Below are 13373 nucleotides of genomic sequence, written 5' to 3'. Positions count from 1 at the left end.
ATGAAAAAGGATGGGAGACGGGGAAGATGGCTGGGTTATATTCTTTCAGCGCTCTGGCTCTTCTCAATGGGTCTTTCTGGATTCTTTGTTCCCTACTTTACGGATAACATAGACTTTTTCAAGATTAAAGCTCTTTACGTAGAAGGTATTGAAACCATACCTCCTGAGGTTGTTGCCGATGAGGTAAAAAAATTCAAAAATAACTGGTTATTCATAAACAGTGCCGCTCTTTTAAACAATCTAAACGCCAGAACCAGGAACTCTGTTAACAGCGTCAAGATAGATAGAGTCTTTAGTAGTAAGGGTGTAGAATTAAAGATATTTATTGAAGAGAAAAAGCCAGTAATCGCCGTAATTAAGAATGATGTTGTATATTTCTTTGACAAAAATGGAACAGTATTTCAATCACAATACATAAAAATCGTCAGGCCAGTGGCATATACCCATGATGTTGAATTTATAAAAAGGAACTTTAATAATTTAAAAACACTTGTTGATTTAATGGGAAATAAGCTGGGAGAAATCTATGTTACAAATCTGAATACTGTAGCCTATACCTGGGACGGGTTGAAGATAACCATGCCCCCACTCTTTCTCCTGGATAGAGGGGTTGTGGAGAATGTGGTGAATGTCTTTAAAGTTTATAATATTGATATGAACACAAAGGAGTTAGATGTAAACATGGAGGGTTTAGCGATAATAAGAGGTGAAAAGGTAAAATGAAGCTAATAACAGCCCTTGACATAGGCACCAGTAAGGTGGTAGCCCTTGTGGGTGAGATAGATAGCTACGGTGATGTTCATGTCATAGGCATAGGGGAGAGCCCCTCAAAGGGTATAGACAGGGGTTATGTTACGCGTCTTGACCTTGCAGTAAACTCAGTCCTTAGTGCTATGAAAGAGGCTCAGGAAATGTCTGGTGTAAAGCTCTCAACGGTTGTGCTTGGCATCTCCGGTCCAACTCTAAAAAGTCAGAATGAGAGGGATACGGTAAGCATATCCTCCCAGCCAGTAGAGATAGACTACACTCACATAGAAAGGCTGATAGACAGAGCCATCATGCGCTCAAGGGAAGAGGGTTATGAAATACTGAGCGCCATACCCAGAAGGTTCGTGCTGGACGAGCAGGAGGGTGTAATAGACCCCGTTGGACTTCTTGGGTCAAAGATGTCTGCAGAGGTGCATGTGGTAAAGATAGGAGCAAGCCTTCTCAAGAACACGGAGAAGGTGGTCATGAACGCAGGCATGGACATAGCCGGGAAGTTTCTTTCTCCTCTTGCCTCTGCAGAGGCAGTGCTTACCTACGAGGAGAAGGAAGAGGGGGTGCTTATGATGGACATGGGTGCCGGACTTACAAACTTTGTGGTTTTCTCTGAAGGTTCCATACTGGTCACGGGATGTGTTCCCATGGGAGGGATTAACATAACTAAGGATATAGCCCATTTTATGAAAATAAACGTGGAACAGGCAGAGAGGATAAAGATAGAGAATGGTTACGCACTGGCGGATGCGGTAAACGAGACAGAGAGGATAAAGATAAAACCCAGGGGTGAAGAGAAGGAAGTGACCGTTGGCAGAAAACAGCTCGCTGAAGTTATACAGATAAGGCTTGAGGAAATCATGGAAAAGGTGGCGGACTACCTGAACGCTCAGGGGGTGAACCTGGACTCGCTCCATGCAGGTGTGGTTATAACGGGCGGGTCTGCAAAGCTGGCCGGTATGAGGGAATTTCTTGAGAGATACTTTGACCTTCCAGTAAGGATGGGCTACCCCATGGGTGTAATAGGGCTCAAAGAAAAGGTTCAGGACCCAGCCTATGCTACAGCTGTGGGGCTTGTTAAACTGGCCTACAGAGAGCTAACCCTGGAAAAAAGGGGAGTATCACAGAAGGGAAAAGAAAAAGTTTCAGAAAATACCTTTAACCTTTCAAGTCTTATAACGAGGTTCAAGTCTTTTTTTAAGGATATAATGTGAACTAAGGAGGAAGGATATGGAAGGTCTGAACCCCACGAGGATAAAGGTATTTGGAGTCGGAGGTGGTGGCTCCAACGCAGTAAACAGGATGTATCTTGAGGGTATTGAGGGTGTAGAGCTTTTTGTGATAAACACCGATGTCCAGCATCTTGCGTCCCTCTCAGTTCCCAACAAGATACAGATAGGAGAGAAGGTCACGAAAGGTCTGGGAGCGGGTGCAAAGCCTGAGGTGGGAGAGCAGGCAGCCCTTGAGGATGCGGACAAGATAAGGGAGGTTTTGAGAAACACCGACATGCTCTTCATAGCCAGTGGACTTGGCGGAGGAACCGGAACCGGTGCAGCACCCATAATAGCGGAGATAGCAAAGGATATGGGCATACTCACCGTATCTGTGGTTACTAAGCCTTTCAACTTTGAAGGACCAAAAAGAATGCAGGTAGCAAGCGAGGGGCTGGAAAAACTCAGAGATGTGGTGGACACTTACATAGTGGTCAACAACCAGAAGCTGGTGGAGATGGCAGACAGAAACTTCAGCATAAAGGATGCCTTCAAGATGGTGGACGATGTGCTTGCAAAGGCGGTTATGGGAATTACCAGCATAGTGGTCACTCCAGCCCTTATAAACGTGGACTTTGCGGACGTAAAGACGGTGATGGAAAAGGGAGGGCTTGCCCTTATAGGAATAGGTGAGGGCAAGGGAGACGGAAGAAGGGACTATGCCATTGAACAGGCAATTAGCAGCCCACTCCTTGAGGGCAACAGCATACAGGGAGCAAGGAGATTGCTTGTGACCCTCTGGGTGAGCGAGGATGTGCCCTTCAGAGAAGTTGAGGAAACTATAGGCAGGATAAGGGAGACTGCCCACGAAGATGCCCTGATAATCTTTGGTGCCATGCTTGAAAACAGCAGGGAGAACTTCATGAGAGTGGCTGTGGTTGCCACGGACTTTGAAAATGCCCAGAGTCTTGGGCAGCTGAAGGTGGTCAAAAAGCCAGAATTCAAGGAGCCTCTGAAAAAGGCAGTTCCGGAAACAACCATAGAACCAGTCCAGCCGGAGATTGAGGATATACCTGCCTACCTCAGGAGGAAGAAGAAGATATAAGAATGCAGAGGATAGAAACAAGAAGTGATAAGTCCATAGCCTTCATCCTGGGGCTCGTTTACGGATACAGGAACGCACAGTTTGAGCTTAAGGTCCTGAGCCTTGAAGAGTTTCGTGAGGAAAACCACCTTGAGGACAGGGTCTATTACATAAACAGACAAAAGGGGGAGGTTTATGAGTGCTACAGGGAAGGCACCAGCCATATATGTGTCATAAGAGAGGATAAAATTAACGGTAAAGTTTGGCTTTTTGTATACAAAAATAAAGTGAAATAAAAGCCTTGAAATAAAAAGCTCTGAAGCCTATAATAGTCACATGCACTTAATGATACTCATTCTCTTTATCTTTTCCTTTTCAGGCGCAGGGGAGCTTGAAGTGCTCATAAAATACGCCCTTGACAATTCACCGGCTCTCAAAACCTACCAGCATATGAAAAAATCTGCTGAATACAGAGAAAGATATTCAAAAAGCCTTCCAAATCCCTCAGCATACCTTGGTCTCAACAACCTTCCTCTCAACAGACCATACCCAAGCAAGTATGAGAGTATGAGCAGTCTTTCTGTAGGCTTTAGCCAGATGTATGTGCTTCCGACAAAAAGAGAAAGGGAAGCCCTTACTGCAAGGGTAGAGGGTGAGATTTTCCGGCTTCAGGAGGAGGTGGCAAAAAGGGAACTTATAAGAGAGATAAAGCTAAGATACCTTGAGTGGCTTTACACCTACAAAAGAGAAGAGCTCTATAGAAACATACTCTCCGAGATAAGGTCTCTTGAAAAGCTCACAGAGGAAAACTACAGGCTCGGTAGAGCAAACCTTTCTGAACTTCTTTCCCTGAAGGCTGAGGCTCTGAAGGTTGAGAGGGACATGAGAAACCTTCTTGAAGACCGAAGAATTCTAAAGGTTGAATTGGACAGCCTTGTGGGAAAGAGCTTTGAACTGAGAGGGGAAGAGCCAGCAATTCAGGAAGTTGACCTGGAGGCTTTAAATGCGGAAAAAAGCCCTTACTTAAAGGTGGTGTCCGAAGAGATAGAAAAGCTCAAGGCTGAGGTGGAAAGACGAAGGGTGGAGTATCTGCCGGATGCAGAGTTTATGGCGGAGTATATGATAAGACCCGGGCTTGAAAACATGTTTAGCCTCAGAGTAAGCGTCAGCCTTCCACTCAGAAGGTCTGTAAGGGAAGAACTCATGGTGCTTGAAAAACTGGAGGAGCTCAGGGCTAAGGAATTGGAGCGTGAAAGGCTAAGGCTTCAGCTAAGAAAGGAAATTCAGGCTCTCAAAGTGGAGGAAGTGAGGGTAGAAGGTTTAAGAAATCTCACCCAAAGGCTGGTGGAGGAAAAGGAAAATGAGCTCAAGGCTCTCCAGATTGCATACACCTTTGGAAAGGCAGACTTCAGGGACATACTGAGGCTCTACAGGGAGCTGTGGGAACTCAGGATGAACCTTCTTGAGCTTGAGCTTGAGAGGAAAAGAATAAAAGTAAGGGCGGAGGTGTATCTATGAAGAGATGGCTCTTTTTGGGCATTTCTGTCCTGATTGCAAGTCTTACGGCTTTCTTTCTCTATCTTTCCTGGAAGTCTAAGAAGGCAGAAGATATAGCGCCTAAGGGATACCTCCTGACTTTAAGCCTTGAAGGAGAGGGTGTAGTGCTGAAGCTTTATACGAGGGATGGAAGCCTGAGGGTGGGGAAGAATACTGTCTTTGTGGAGATAAAGCCAGAAAAGAGGCTTCAGAGCCTCTACTTTTACATGCCTCCCATGCCCGGGATGGGGGAGATGAGGGAGGATGCAGGGCTTAAAGAGTTGAAAAGTGGAAGATACGAGGGCACTGTGGACATAAGCATGGCGGGCTCGTGGCAGGTAATCGCACAGGTTGAAGGGAAGATTCTCAAAAGGGACATATCCATTCCCTTTACCCCAGGGCAGGGCGAGCAGAAGAGAGAAGAGGGAATCAGCGTAAGCCCGGAAAAGCTCCAGCTTCTTGGAGTGCAGACGGAGGAGGTAAAAAGGGTTGAGCTCCTGCAGAGCTTTAGCACCGTTGGATACGTTTCCTATGACCTTTCAAGAACCTACGAGATTACTGTGAGGTCTGATGGATGGGTGCTTGATACCTTTGGCAGGTTTGAGGGAGAGCTGATAAACAAGGGCACCCCACTTATGAGGATAATGAGCCCGGAAGGGGAAATAGCACAGGCGGAGCTCAGGCTCGCAAGGGATATGGGAAGAAAAGAGCTTGAGAAGCTGGTGCTTGAAAGGCTCTCTTACCTCAAAGCCGGTGATGTGGTCACTTCCCCATACTCGGGGGTTGTGCTTGAGAGAAGGGTTTCTCCCGGAGGTTTTCTGAAGGCTGGAGATGTTGCTTACAGGATTGCGGACATATCAAGGGTGTGGGTAATCGCAGAAGTGCCACAGGAGTATGCAGGAAGTGTGAAAAGGGGGATGAAGGTTTTGGTGAGCCCGGTGGGAGGAGAGTCGGTCTCGGGCAGAGTTGACTACATATTCCCGGAGGCTAACAGGGATGCAAGGACTGTAAGAGTTAGAATAGACCTGCCGGGGAAAGGTCTGAAGATAAACCAGCTCGTGGAGGTTTACTTTGAAAGACCTCTGGGGGAGGCTCTTGCAGTGCCGGAGTCAGCGGTGGTGGATACAGGAAAAAGGCAGATAGTCTTTGTGGAAAAAGAGCCAGGGCTATACGAGCCAAGAAGGGTAAGGGTTGGAAGAAGAGCAGAAGGATACTATGAGGTGCTTGAGGGTCTCAGAGAAGGGGAGAGGGTAGTGGTCAGGGGAACATTCCTTCTGGACTCAGAGGCACAGCTCAGAGGCGTCTATGGACAGGAGGTGAAGGGTCATGAACATCATCATTGAGCTACCTTCTGCTCATAAATCTACCATAGAGGTGAAGAAGGTAGAGCAGAGCAAGGCTGAAGACAATAAGCCCAAGAAAGTAGAGAAGAAGGTCCATGAAAAAAATTATAGGAGACGCTGAGCATGGAAAGAGAAGAGTTTTCAGAGCTCCTTAAGTTTACATTAACTGGATACATACTCGGGCTTTCTCTCGGAGTCTTTCTTGATGGTCTTGACATAAAACAGAATCCTTTTGGGGAATGGGCTGTAAGAACGCTCTCTGGGGAAGGTGAAAGCCTCTTTGAAGGCATCTACGCCCTTAAGAGCAGACTGGTTGGGGCGGAAGTTTCTATGGCGGAAGCCTATGGATGGGGAAAGCTTATGGGTATGGTCTTCCCGTGGGTCGTTGACCTTTTCTCACGCCTGCTCGGAGTTAACGTATACGGTGTGGAAGGCTTTTATATTCCTTATTTCTATGCCCTTAGCGACCAGATAGGGGCGAACATATCAGGCTTTCTATTTCTCCTCAGAAGGAGTAAAAGCCTTAAGGTTGCCCTTAGGGACTACATAAAAAACCCTGTGATGCTGACAAGCCTCGGGGTTGTGCTCTTTGTTCCTCTCGGGCTCTTAGTGGTGAGGTTCGTAAGCTTCAGCCCCACTACTAACCTCTATGTGGCACTTGAAACTATAGCAGCAAATCTTTGCTGGCTACCACCCTTGGTCGGATGGCTTTATGAAAGAAAGGAGGTGAAAGGATGAAAACTCTTGCCTTTTTACTAAGCCTGCTTGCCTTTCAGGCACTCGCTGGTGAGCTAACTGCTTATTACAGCCCCAGCTGTGGGTGTTGTAGTAAGTATTTCTCAAGGCTGGAAAGGGATGGGTTTAATGTAAAGAGGGTTGAAGTGAGCCCAGAAAGGCTTATGGAGATAAAGAGCCAGCTTGGCGTACCTCCACAGCTCAGGTCGTGCCATACCATGGTCTACGAAGGAAGGTTCATAGAAGGGCATGTGCTTCCAGAAGGTGTAAGAAGGGTTATAAAGGACAGGAGTATAAGGGGTGTGGCTTCAAGCCACGGAAAGAAGAGCGCCTATGGAAGCTACGAGGAAAGCTATCAAATAGTTGAAAGGAGGTAGTATCATGAGAAAACTTGTTATGTCATCGATTCTTCTGGTCATGTCCGTTCCAAGCCCTTACACCCGAGAGGCTCATACGCAAGGCTCAGGTGATTACAGGAGCTCACAGGGTATGATGATGCATATGATGGATGACCCTGAGATGCAGAGGATGATGATGGAACACATGCATAGATGCAGTGAGCAGATGATGGAAATGATGATGAAAAGCCCAAGCTCTATGGAAAGGATGATGAAGATGATGCTCCAGCACAGGGAAACCATGAGAAAGGTCTTCGAGAATAACCCTGATATGAAGAGACGCATGGAAGAGTTTCTAAAGTAGGAGGTGGAACTATGAAAGCCCTTATTCTTATCCTTTCAACATTATTCATAGTCCTGTTTGCCTTTTCACAGCCAAAGGAGCCACCAAGGGGTGAAAGGTGCGTTGTTTGCGGTATGGATGTGAACATGGAACCAAGGCTCACAGCTCAGGTAAAACTAAAGGATGGCTCATACAAATATGCAGAGTCTCCAAAGCACATTCTCAAGTATTACCTTGAGAACAGAGAAAAGGTGGCTGAGCTATGGGTGAAGGATTTTAAAAGCGGTAGGTGGATAGACGGCACAAAAGCCTTCTATGTTTCCATAAAAGAAGGACCCATGGGCTACGACCTTGTTCCTTTCAGAAGCAGGCTTGACGCTCAGGAGTTTGCAAAAAGCCCAAAGTCCGCAAAGGACAGGGTATATCAGCTTAAGGAAATAGACAAGGTCTTTCTTGAGCACCTTGATATGGGGCATGTTCATTAAAAGGAGGTGATTGATATGATGTGGATGTGGGATATGCATGGAATGGGCTGGGGTATGGGGCTTATTTATATCCTTGTGCTCCTCTTTCTTATCCTCGGCATAATGGCTTTCATAAAGTATCTGATTAAAGGGTGAGATGGGGGGTGTTTAAGTGAAGGCATTGACCGAATTTCTTCTGAGATACAGGTTTATAACCCTTATCCTCATGGCTTTTCTTGTGCTTTATGGTCTTGAATCTTTGAGAAAAACTCCCATAGACGCTCTCCCAGACCTCACAGACACACAGGTTATCCTATACTCTGAGTGGATGGGGCAGGCTCCTCAGGTTATAGAAAACCAGCTCACATACCCCCTCAGCTCTGCCATGCTGGGACTTCCCAGAGTAAAGGCGGTAAGGGGCTACTCCATGCCCAACTATTCTCTGGTGTATGTGATATTTGAGGATGGGACTGACCTCTACTGGGCACGCTCAAGGGTTCTGGAAAAGCTCTCCTCCATAAGAAGCCAACTGCCCCAGCAGGCAAGGGTGGAGATAGGTCCCGACGCCACGGGACTTGGCTGGGTCTATCAGTATGCCCTCTATTCGGAGAGGAGAAGCCTTGATGAGCTCTGGAGCTTTCAGAACTTTTACATAAGGTATGCCCTGCTGTCTGTGCCTGATGTGGCGGAAGTGGCAAGTGTGGGGGGCTTTGAAAAAGAATACAGGGTGGTGTTAAAGCCTGAGCTTCTCTCCCTTTACGGGGTCTCCCTTGAGGAGGTCGCCAGAGCAGTAAAAGGCTCAAACATAGAAGCGGGTGGAAAGTATGTGGAGTTTGGTGGCAGAGAGTTTACGGTAAGGCTAAGAGGTTATGTGGGGAGCAAAGAGGATATAGAAAAGGCGGTTGTAAAAGATGTGAGAGGAATACCCATAAGGGTGGGTGACATAGGTAAGGTGGTGGAAACTCCAGCTCTGAGGATGGGCACCGCAGACCTTAACGGTCTTGGAAACACGGTGGGGGGAATAGTGGTGATGCGATACGGTGCGGACGCCTACAAGACCATAAGGGAGGTAAAGAGGAAGCTGGAAGAGGTCAGGGCAGGACTGCCTGAGGATGTGAAAATTGTGCCCGTATACGACAGGTCTGACCTTATAGAGAGGGCAATAAGGCACCTGTGGAGGGTATTGCTGGAAGAGTCTGTGGTGGTTGTGGTGGTTGTGGGCATATTCTTGCTCAGCCTGACTCTTAGCCTTTCTATCGTTGTATTTCTCCTGCTTTCTCTGTTTGGCACCTTTATTCTCATGAACCACCTTGGCATAAACTCCAACATCATGTCCCTTGGTGGCATAGCCATAGCCATAGGAACTATGGTGGATGCGGGCATTGTGCTGGTGGAAGCCTTTTCAAGGAAAAGGGAGGAGGGAAAGGATATAGAGACTGCCATAGTGGAGTCTGTCTCCGAGGTGGGAAAGCCCATATTCTTTGCCCTTCTTGTGGTGGCAGTGTCCTTCGTTCCCATGCTTGCCCTCAAGGGACAGGCAGGAAGACTTTTTGAACCCCTTGTGCTTACCAAAACCTTCGCCATGCTGGTGGCGTCCCTTCTCAGTATCCTTCTCTTTCCCTCCCTTCTCTACTACCTTGGAAGGGGAAGACAACTTCCCGAGGAGAAAAACCCCATCGTAAAGGGACTTATAAGCCTCTACTCCCCCCTCTTTTACCTTTCTCTGAGGCTCAGATATCTTTTCCTCGCGTTTGCCCTTCTTTCCATACCCCTCACATACCTTCTCTACAGAAACCTTGGAAGGGAGTTTATGCCAGACCTGAGGGAAGGCACGCTCCTTTACATGCCCATCACAGCCCCGGGTATTTCCATTCAGGAAGCCCAGAGGCTCATAACCCTTCAGGACAGAATCATAAAGAGCTTTCCTGAGGTAGAAAGCGTCTTTGGAAAGGCAGGAAGGGCAAACACCCCCACAGACCCCGCACCCCTCTCCATGATAGAAACTACCATAGTGCTAAAGCCTGAGAGCCAGTGGAGGGAAGGTATGACCTACGAAAGGCTAATCGCAGAGCTGGACAGAGCCCTTCAGCTTCCGGGGCTTGTAAACAGCTGGACTATGCCCATAAAGGGAAGGATAGACATGATTACCACTGGCATAAGGACTCCCCTTGGCATAAAGGTTTACGGCAGAGATGTAGAAGAGCTCTCAAGGCTTGTGCTTGAGTTTGAAAGGGTCCTTCAGGGTATAGAGGGTGTGATGAGCCTTTACGCAGAGAGAGTAGGGGGTGCCACATACCTTGAGATAAAGCCAGACAGGGACAGGCTGTTGCTCTACGGACTGAACCTTGAGGACATAGCCTCTGCGGTGGAAACCCTTCTTGCCAACAGTCCAGTCTCCGTTTACCTAAGCGACAGAGAAAGGTATTCCATAACCTTAGGAATTCCAAGAGATTACAGAGAAGACCTTGAGAGGCTCATGCTGCCCCTTGGAGACAGGCTGGTCCCCCTCAGTGCGGTAGCAGAGATAAAGAGGTTAGAAAGCCCTGCCGAGATAAAGTCAGAGAACGGTATGCTGGTTGCCTATGTTTACATAACCCCTGAGCCGGGCGCCGACCTAGGAAGGATATTGGAAGAGGGAGAAAAAAGGATAAAGGAGGGTATAAACTTGCCATCGGGCTATTTTTATGAGTGGAGCGGTCAGTTTGAATACTGGAAGAGAGCTATGGAAGACCTGAGGGTTATAGTTCCCCTCGTGCTCCTTACCATAGTCCTTCTCGTGTATCTGAGCCTTGGGAGGCTCTTTGAAACTCTGCTTGTCCTATTTACTCTGCCCTCTTCCCTTTTTGGAGGCTTCTTCCTTATGTGGCTCTTTGACTACAAACTTTCCATAGCGTCAATAGCAGGCTTTCTTGCCCTTCTTGGTATCGCCGCAGAGATGGGTATAGTGATGGTTGTTTACATAATGAAAGCCCTCGAACGGCGTGGGGAGAAGAGTTTTGAAGAGGCCGTATACGAGGGTGCCGTCAAGAGGATAAGACCCAAGAGCATGACCATGCTTACGGTGGTAGCCGGGCTTGTGCCAGCGGTTTACCTTCAGGGAACGGGCGCGGAGGTCATATCCCGCATAGCTCTGCCCATGCTGGGGGGAGTTGTCTCCTCCTTTCTTACAGCCCTGTTTGTTTTGCCTGCACTGTATACTTTTAAGAGATGAAGGGTAAAGACTTTCTTGCCCTGACGGTAGGCTTTAACCTGCTGGGTGGCATAATAGCAGGGCTGTTGGTGGGATATGCCTTTGACCGGTGGCTGATGGAAGGGCTTTTTGGGCTCAGAATCTTTCCCTTTGGAATGCTCTTTTTCTTTTTTATAGGCATCATCTCTGGTTTTCTGAATGCCTACAGAGACCTGAAAAAGATTGGATAAGTCTCTCCTTTACCTCCGATGGTATGGACACTATTCTGCCTTCTTTTACGACGCAGTGCTTCGTGTTTCCTCTGGCTCTCAGAAGCTCTGAAGACCTGAGAAGATACTGGAAGGAAAAGGTAAAGCGGTCTATGTGAGAAAGGCTCAACTCAATCGTAAACTCCTCATCATAATAAAGTGGCTTTAAAAACTCACAGCTGGCAGATATGAGCACTACCTCAAAGCCATCTTTTCTGAGTTGTGAGTATGGGTATCCTAAGGAGCGGAGGAGCTCCCCCCTTGCCTCCTCAAAGTATCTGAAGTAGTTAGAGTGATGCACTATACCCTGAGCATCAGTCTCGTAGAACTGCACACGCCTGCGGTAGTGGAACACAGAGATATTTTATCCAAACCTTCCTGTGATGTAGTCTTCTGTGAGCTTCTTCTCGGGCTTTGTGAATATCTTCTCCGTGGGTCCAAACTCTACAAGCTCTCCAAGATACATGAAGGCGGTGTAATCCGATATCCTTGCCGCCTGTTGCATGTTATGGGTAACGATTACTATGGTAATCCTGTGCTTTAGCTCCACTATGAGGTCCTCTATCTTGGCGGTAGATATGGGGTCAAGGGCAGAGGTAGGCTCGTCAAAGAGAAGCACCTCAGGCTCTACAGCTATTGCCCTTGCAATGCACAGCCTCTGCTGCTGACCACCGGAAAGGGAGTAGGCGTTCACATGGAGCCTATCCTTTACCTCGTCCCAGAGGGCTGCACCCACAAGGGCCTTTTCTACTGCCTCGTCCAGAAGCTTTTTGTTCTTTATACCCCTTATTTTCAGCCCATATGCCACATTTTCGTATATGCTTTTTGGGAAGGGGTTGGGTTTCTGGAAGACCATGCCTATGCGCATGCGCACCCTGAGGGGGTCTGTTTTTCCATCTATAAGGTTTATACCGTCTGGATACATAACTATCTCCCCCTGGTAGCGGGCACCGGGATAGAGGTCGTGCATGCGGTTGAAGGCTCTCAGAAGAGTGGTCTTTCCACAGCCAGAGGGGCCTATTATGGCGGTTACCCTTTTCTCGTGAATGGGAAAGTTTATGTTCTTCAGGGCGTGAAAGTTCCCATAATGGAAGTTAAAATTCCTTACTTCAAGTTTTACATTGATTGGACCAGTGCTCTGCACCACTTTCCTCTCTTCTAACATTTTAGCAGGGTTTACCATTGGTATTTCCTCCTTACTTTAAACCTCAGATAGAAGGCGATGGAGTTCATAAGAAGGGCTATAACTAGAAGTATAAAGCCAGCCGCTGCCGCGTTTGTATGAAAGGCCTCCTGAGGCCTTGAAACCCAGTTGTACATCTGTATGGGAAGAACTGTAAAGGGGGACTTGAGCATACCCAAAAAGTCCTCCCAAGGCGCTGGAGGTAGGAAGGCTATAAAGGTGAGAGCTCCTATGGTTATAAGAGGTGCGGTTTCCCCGATTGCCCTTGAAGCTGCGATTATGAGACCGGTGAATATTCCTCCAAGCGAGTAGGGTAGTATGTGATGGAAAAGGGTTTCCCACCTTGTGGCTCCAAGGGCATAGGCGGCCTCCCTAATGGACCTGGGTATCCTCCTTATGGATTCTCTTGTAGCAACCACAACAACCGGAAGCATCAGAAGCCCAAGGGTAAGCCCTGCTGTCAGGACACTCTCACCAAACTCAAACCTGTAAACAAACACGCCAAGAGCTAAAAGACCGTACACTATAGATGGAACAGCAGCAAGATTAGAAATGTTTGCCTCTATTATTCTTGCTATCTTCCCCTTACCACCATACTCTTCAAGGTATATGCCTGCAGGAATTCCAAGCACCACAGCCCAGAATATGGCTCCGAGCATCACATAGACCGTTCCTACCCAGGAGGAAAGTATGCCTGCCTGCTCGGGAAACCTTGAGGGGTAAGAGGTGTAGAAACCTGGGTCCTTTATCCTCACCCATCCATCAATTAGGAGGTCTACGGCTATTGCAAACAGAAAAAGAAGCACAAGAAAAGTGGCTATCATACCCACAGCTTCAAAAATTCTGTCTCTTTTCCTTACACCCTTTATGTAGGCTTCTATATCAAAATCCTTCAGCCTCGTTTCCAGCTCTCCTTTGACTTCAATACTCTGTTCCATC

15 protein-coding genes are annotated in these 13373 nt (G+C 47.5%); 12 read left to right on the top strand and 3 right to left on the bottom strand.

The genetic code is table 11. From position 1 onward, the window contains the following. The 12 genes from ACKRDP_RS02135 to ACKRDP_RS02080 all read left to right on the top strand — a co-directional run bounded on the left by ACKRDP_RS02135 (position 1) and on the right by ACKRDP_RS02080 (position 11233). Positions 1 to 723, top strand: a complete 723-nt coding sequence (locus tag ACKRDP_RS02135) for a cell division protein FtsQ/DivIB (protein ID WP_409153104.1) — start codon at positions 1 to 3, stop codon at positions 721 to 723. Next, on the top strand, positions 720 to 1973 hold the full coding sequence (gene ftsA / locus ACKRDP_RS02130; RefSeq protein WP_409153103.1) for a cell division protein FtsA: 1254 nt from the start codon (positions 720 to 722) through the stop codon (positions 1971 to 1973). Before ACKRDP_RS02135 ends, ftsA begins: the two co-directional genes overlap by 4 nt. 16 nt (positions 1974 to 1989) lie before the next feature. After that, entirely contained in the window at positions 1990 to 3075 is a 1086-nt protein-coding gene (gene ftsZ / locus ACKRDP_RS02125; protein ID WP_409153102.1) for a cell division protein FtsZ, read from the top strand. A gap of 2 nt (positions 3076 to 3077) precedes the next feature. After that, positions 3078 to 3350 carry a hypothetical protein gene (locus ACKRDP_RS02120; RefSeq protein ID WP_409153101.1) on the top strand — a complete coding sequence of 91 codons (273 nt, stop codon included), beginning with the start codon at positions 3078 to 3080 and terminating at the stop codon, positions 3348 to 3350. Between the two features lie 49 nt (positions 3351 to 3399). Then, positions 3400 to 4572, top strand: a complete 1173-nt coding sequence (locus ACKRDP_RS02115) for a TolC family protein (protein ID WP_409153100.1) — start codon at positions 3400 to 3402, stop codon at positions 4570 to 4572. After that, positions 4569 to 5933 carry an efflux RND transporter periplasmic adaptor subunit gene (locus tag ACKRDP_RS02110; RefSeq protein WP_409153099.1) on the top strand — a complete coding sequence of 455 codons (1365 nt, stop codon included), beginning with the start codon at positions 4569 to 4571 and terminating at the stop codon, positions 5931 to 5933. Before ACKRDP_RS02115 ends, ACKRDP_RS02110 begins: the two co-directional genes overlap by 4 nt. A 123-nt stretch (positions 5934 to 6056) precedes the next feature. Continuing rightward, positions 6057 to 6671, top strand: a complete 615-nt coding sequence (locus tag ACKRDP_RS02105; protein ID WP_409153098.1) for a hypothetical protein — start codon at positions 6057 to 6059, stop codon at positions 6669 to 6671. Then, a complete protein-coding gene (locus ACKRDP_RS02100; RefSeq protein WP_409153097.1) occupies positions 6668 to 7045 on the top strand; it encodes a DUF411 domain-containing protein in 378 nt (125 codons plus the stop codon). The genes ACKRDP_RS02105 and ACKRDP_RS02100 overlap by 4 nt, the downstream gene beginning before the upstream one ends. Before the next feature lie 4 nt (positions 7046 to 7049). Next, positions 7050 to 7370 carry a hypothetical protein gene (locus ACKRDP_RS02095; RefSeq protein WP_409153096.1) on the top strand — a complete coding sequence of 107 codons (321 nt, stop codon included), beginning with the start codon at positions 7050 to 7052 and terminating at the stop codon, positions 7368 to 7370. A gap of 11 nt (positions 7371 to 7381) precedes the next feature. Continuing rightward, positions 7382 to 7834 (top strand): nitrous oxide reductase accessory protein NosL, encoded by a 453-nt coding sequence (locus ACKRDP_RS02090; RefSeq protein WP_409153095.1) that lies wholly within the window; start codon positions 7382 to 7384, stop codon positions 7832 to 7834. Between the two features lie 151 nt (positions 7835 to 7985). Continuing rightward, positions 7986 to 11024: an efflux RND transporter permease subunit gene (locus ACKRDP_RS02085; protein ID WP_409153094.1), complete on the top strand. Its 3039-nt coding sequence runs from the start codon at positions 7986 to 7988 to the stop codon at positions 11022 to 11024. Continuing rightward, entirely contained in the window at positions 11021 to 11233 is a 213-nt protein-coding gene (locus ACKRDP_RS02080; protein ID WP_409153093.1) for an AtpZ/AtpI family protein, read from the top strand. Before ACKRDP_RS02085 ends, ACKRDP_RS02080 begins: the two co-directional genes overlap by 4 nt. Here ACKRDP_RS02080 and ACKRDP_RS02075 read toward each other — a convergent pair. Genes ACKRDP_RS02075 through pstA form a run of 3 tightly spaced genes read right to left on the bottom strand, consistent with a single transcriptional unit; the run spans position 11184 to position 13372 of the window. Further along, positions 11184 to 11585, bottom strand: a complete 402-nt coding sequence (locus tag ACKRDP_RS02075; protein WP_409153092.1) for an acyl-CoA thioesterase — start codon at positions 11583 to 11585, stop codon at positions 11184 to 11186. The two genes, ACKRDP_RS02080 and ACKRDP_RS02075, sit on opposite strands and share 50 nt — an antisense overlap. Positions 11586 to 11615: 30 nt before the next feature. Next, positions 11616 to 12416 carry a phosphate ABC transporter ATP-binding protein PstB gene (gene pstB, locus ACKRDP_RS02070; protein WP_409153226.1) on the bottom strand — a complete coding sequence of 267 codons (801 nt, stop codon included), beginning with the start codon at positions 12414 to 12416 and terminating at the stop codon, positions 11616 to 11618. An 11-nt stretch (positions 12417 to 12427) separates the two neighbouring features. Further along, positions 12428 to 13372 (bottom strand): phosphate ABC transporter permease PstA, encoded by a 945-nt coding sequence (gene pstA / locus ACKRDP_RS02065; protein WP_409153091.1) that lies wholly within the window; start codon positions 13370 to 13372, stop codon positions 12428 to 12430. Position 13373: the final 1 nt, after the last annotated feature.

The sequence above is a fragment of the Pampinifervens navoyensis genome (assembly GCF_046159715.1).
Lineage (GTDB): Bacteria > Aquificota > Aquificia > Aquificales > Aquificaceae > Pampinifervens.
This window is presented reverse-complemented; position numbering and strand designations above follow the sequence as displayed.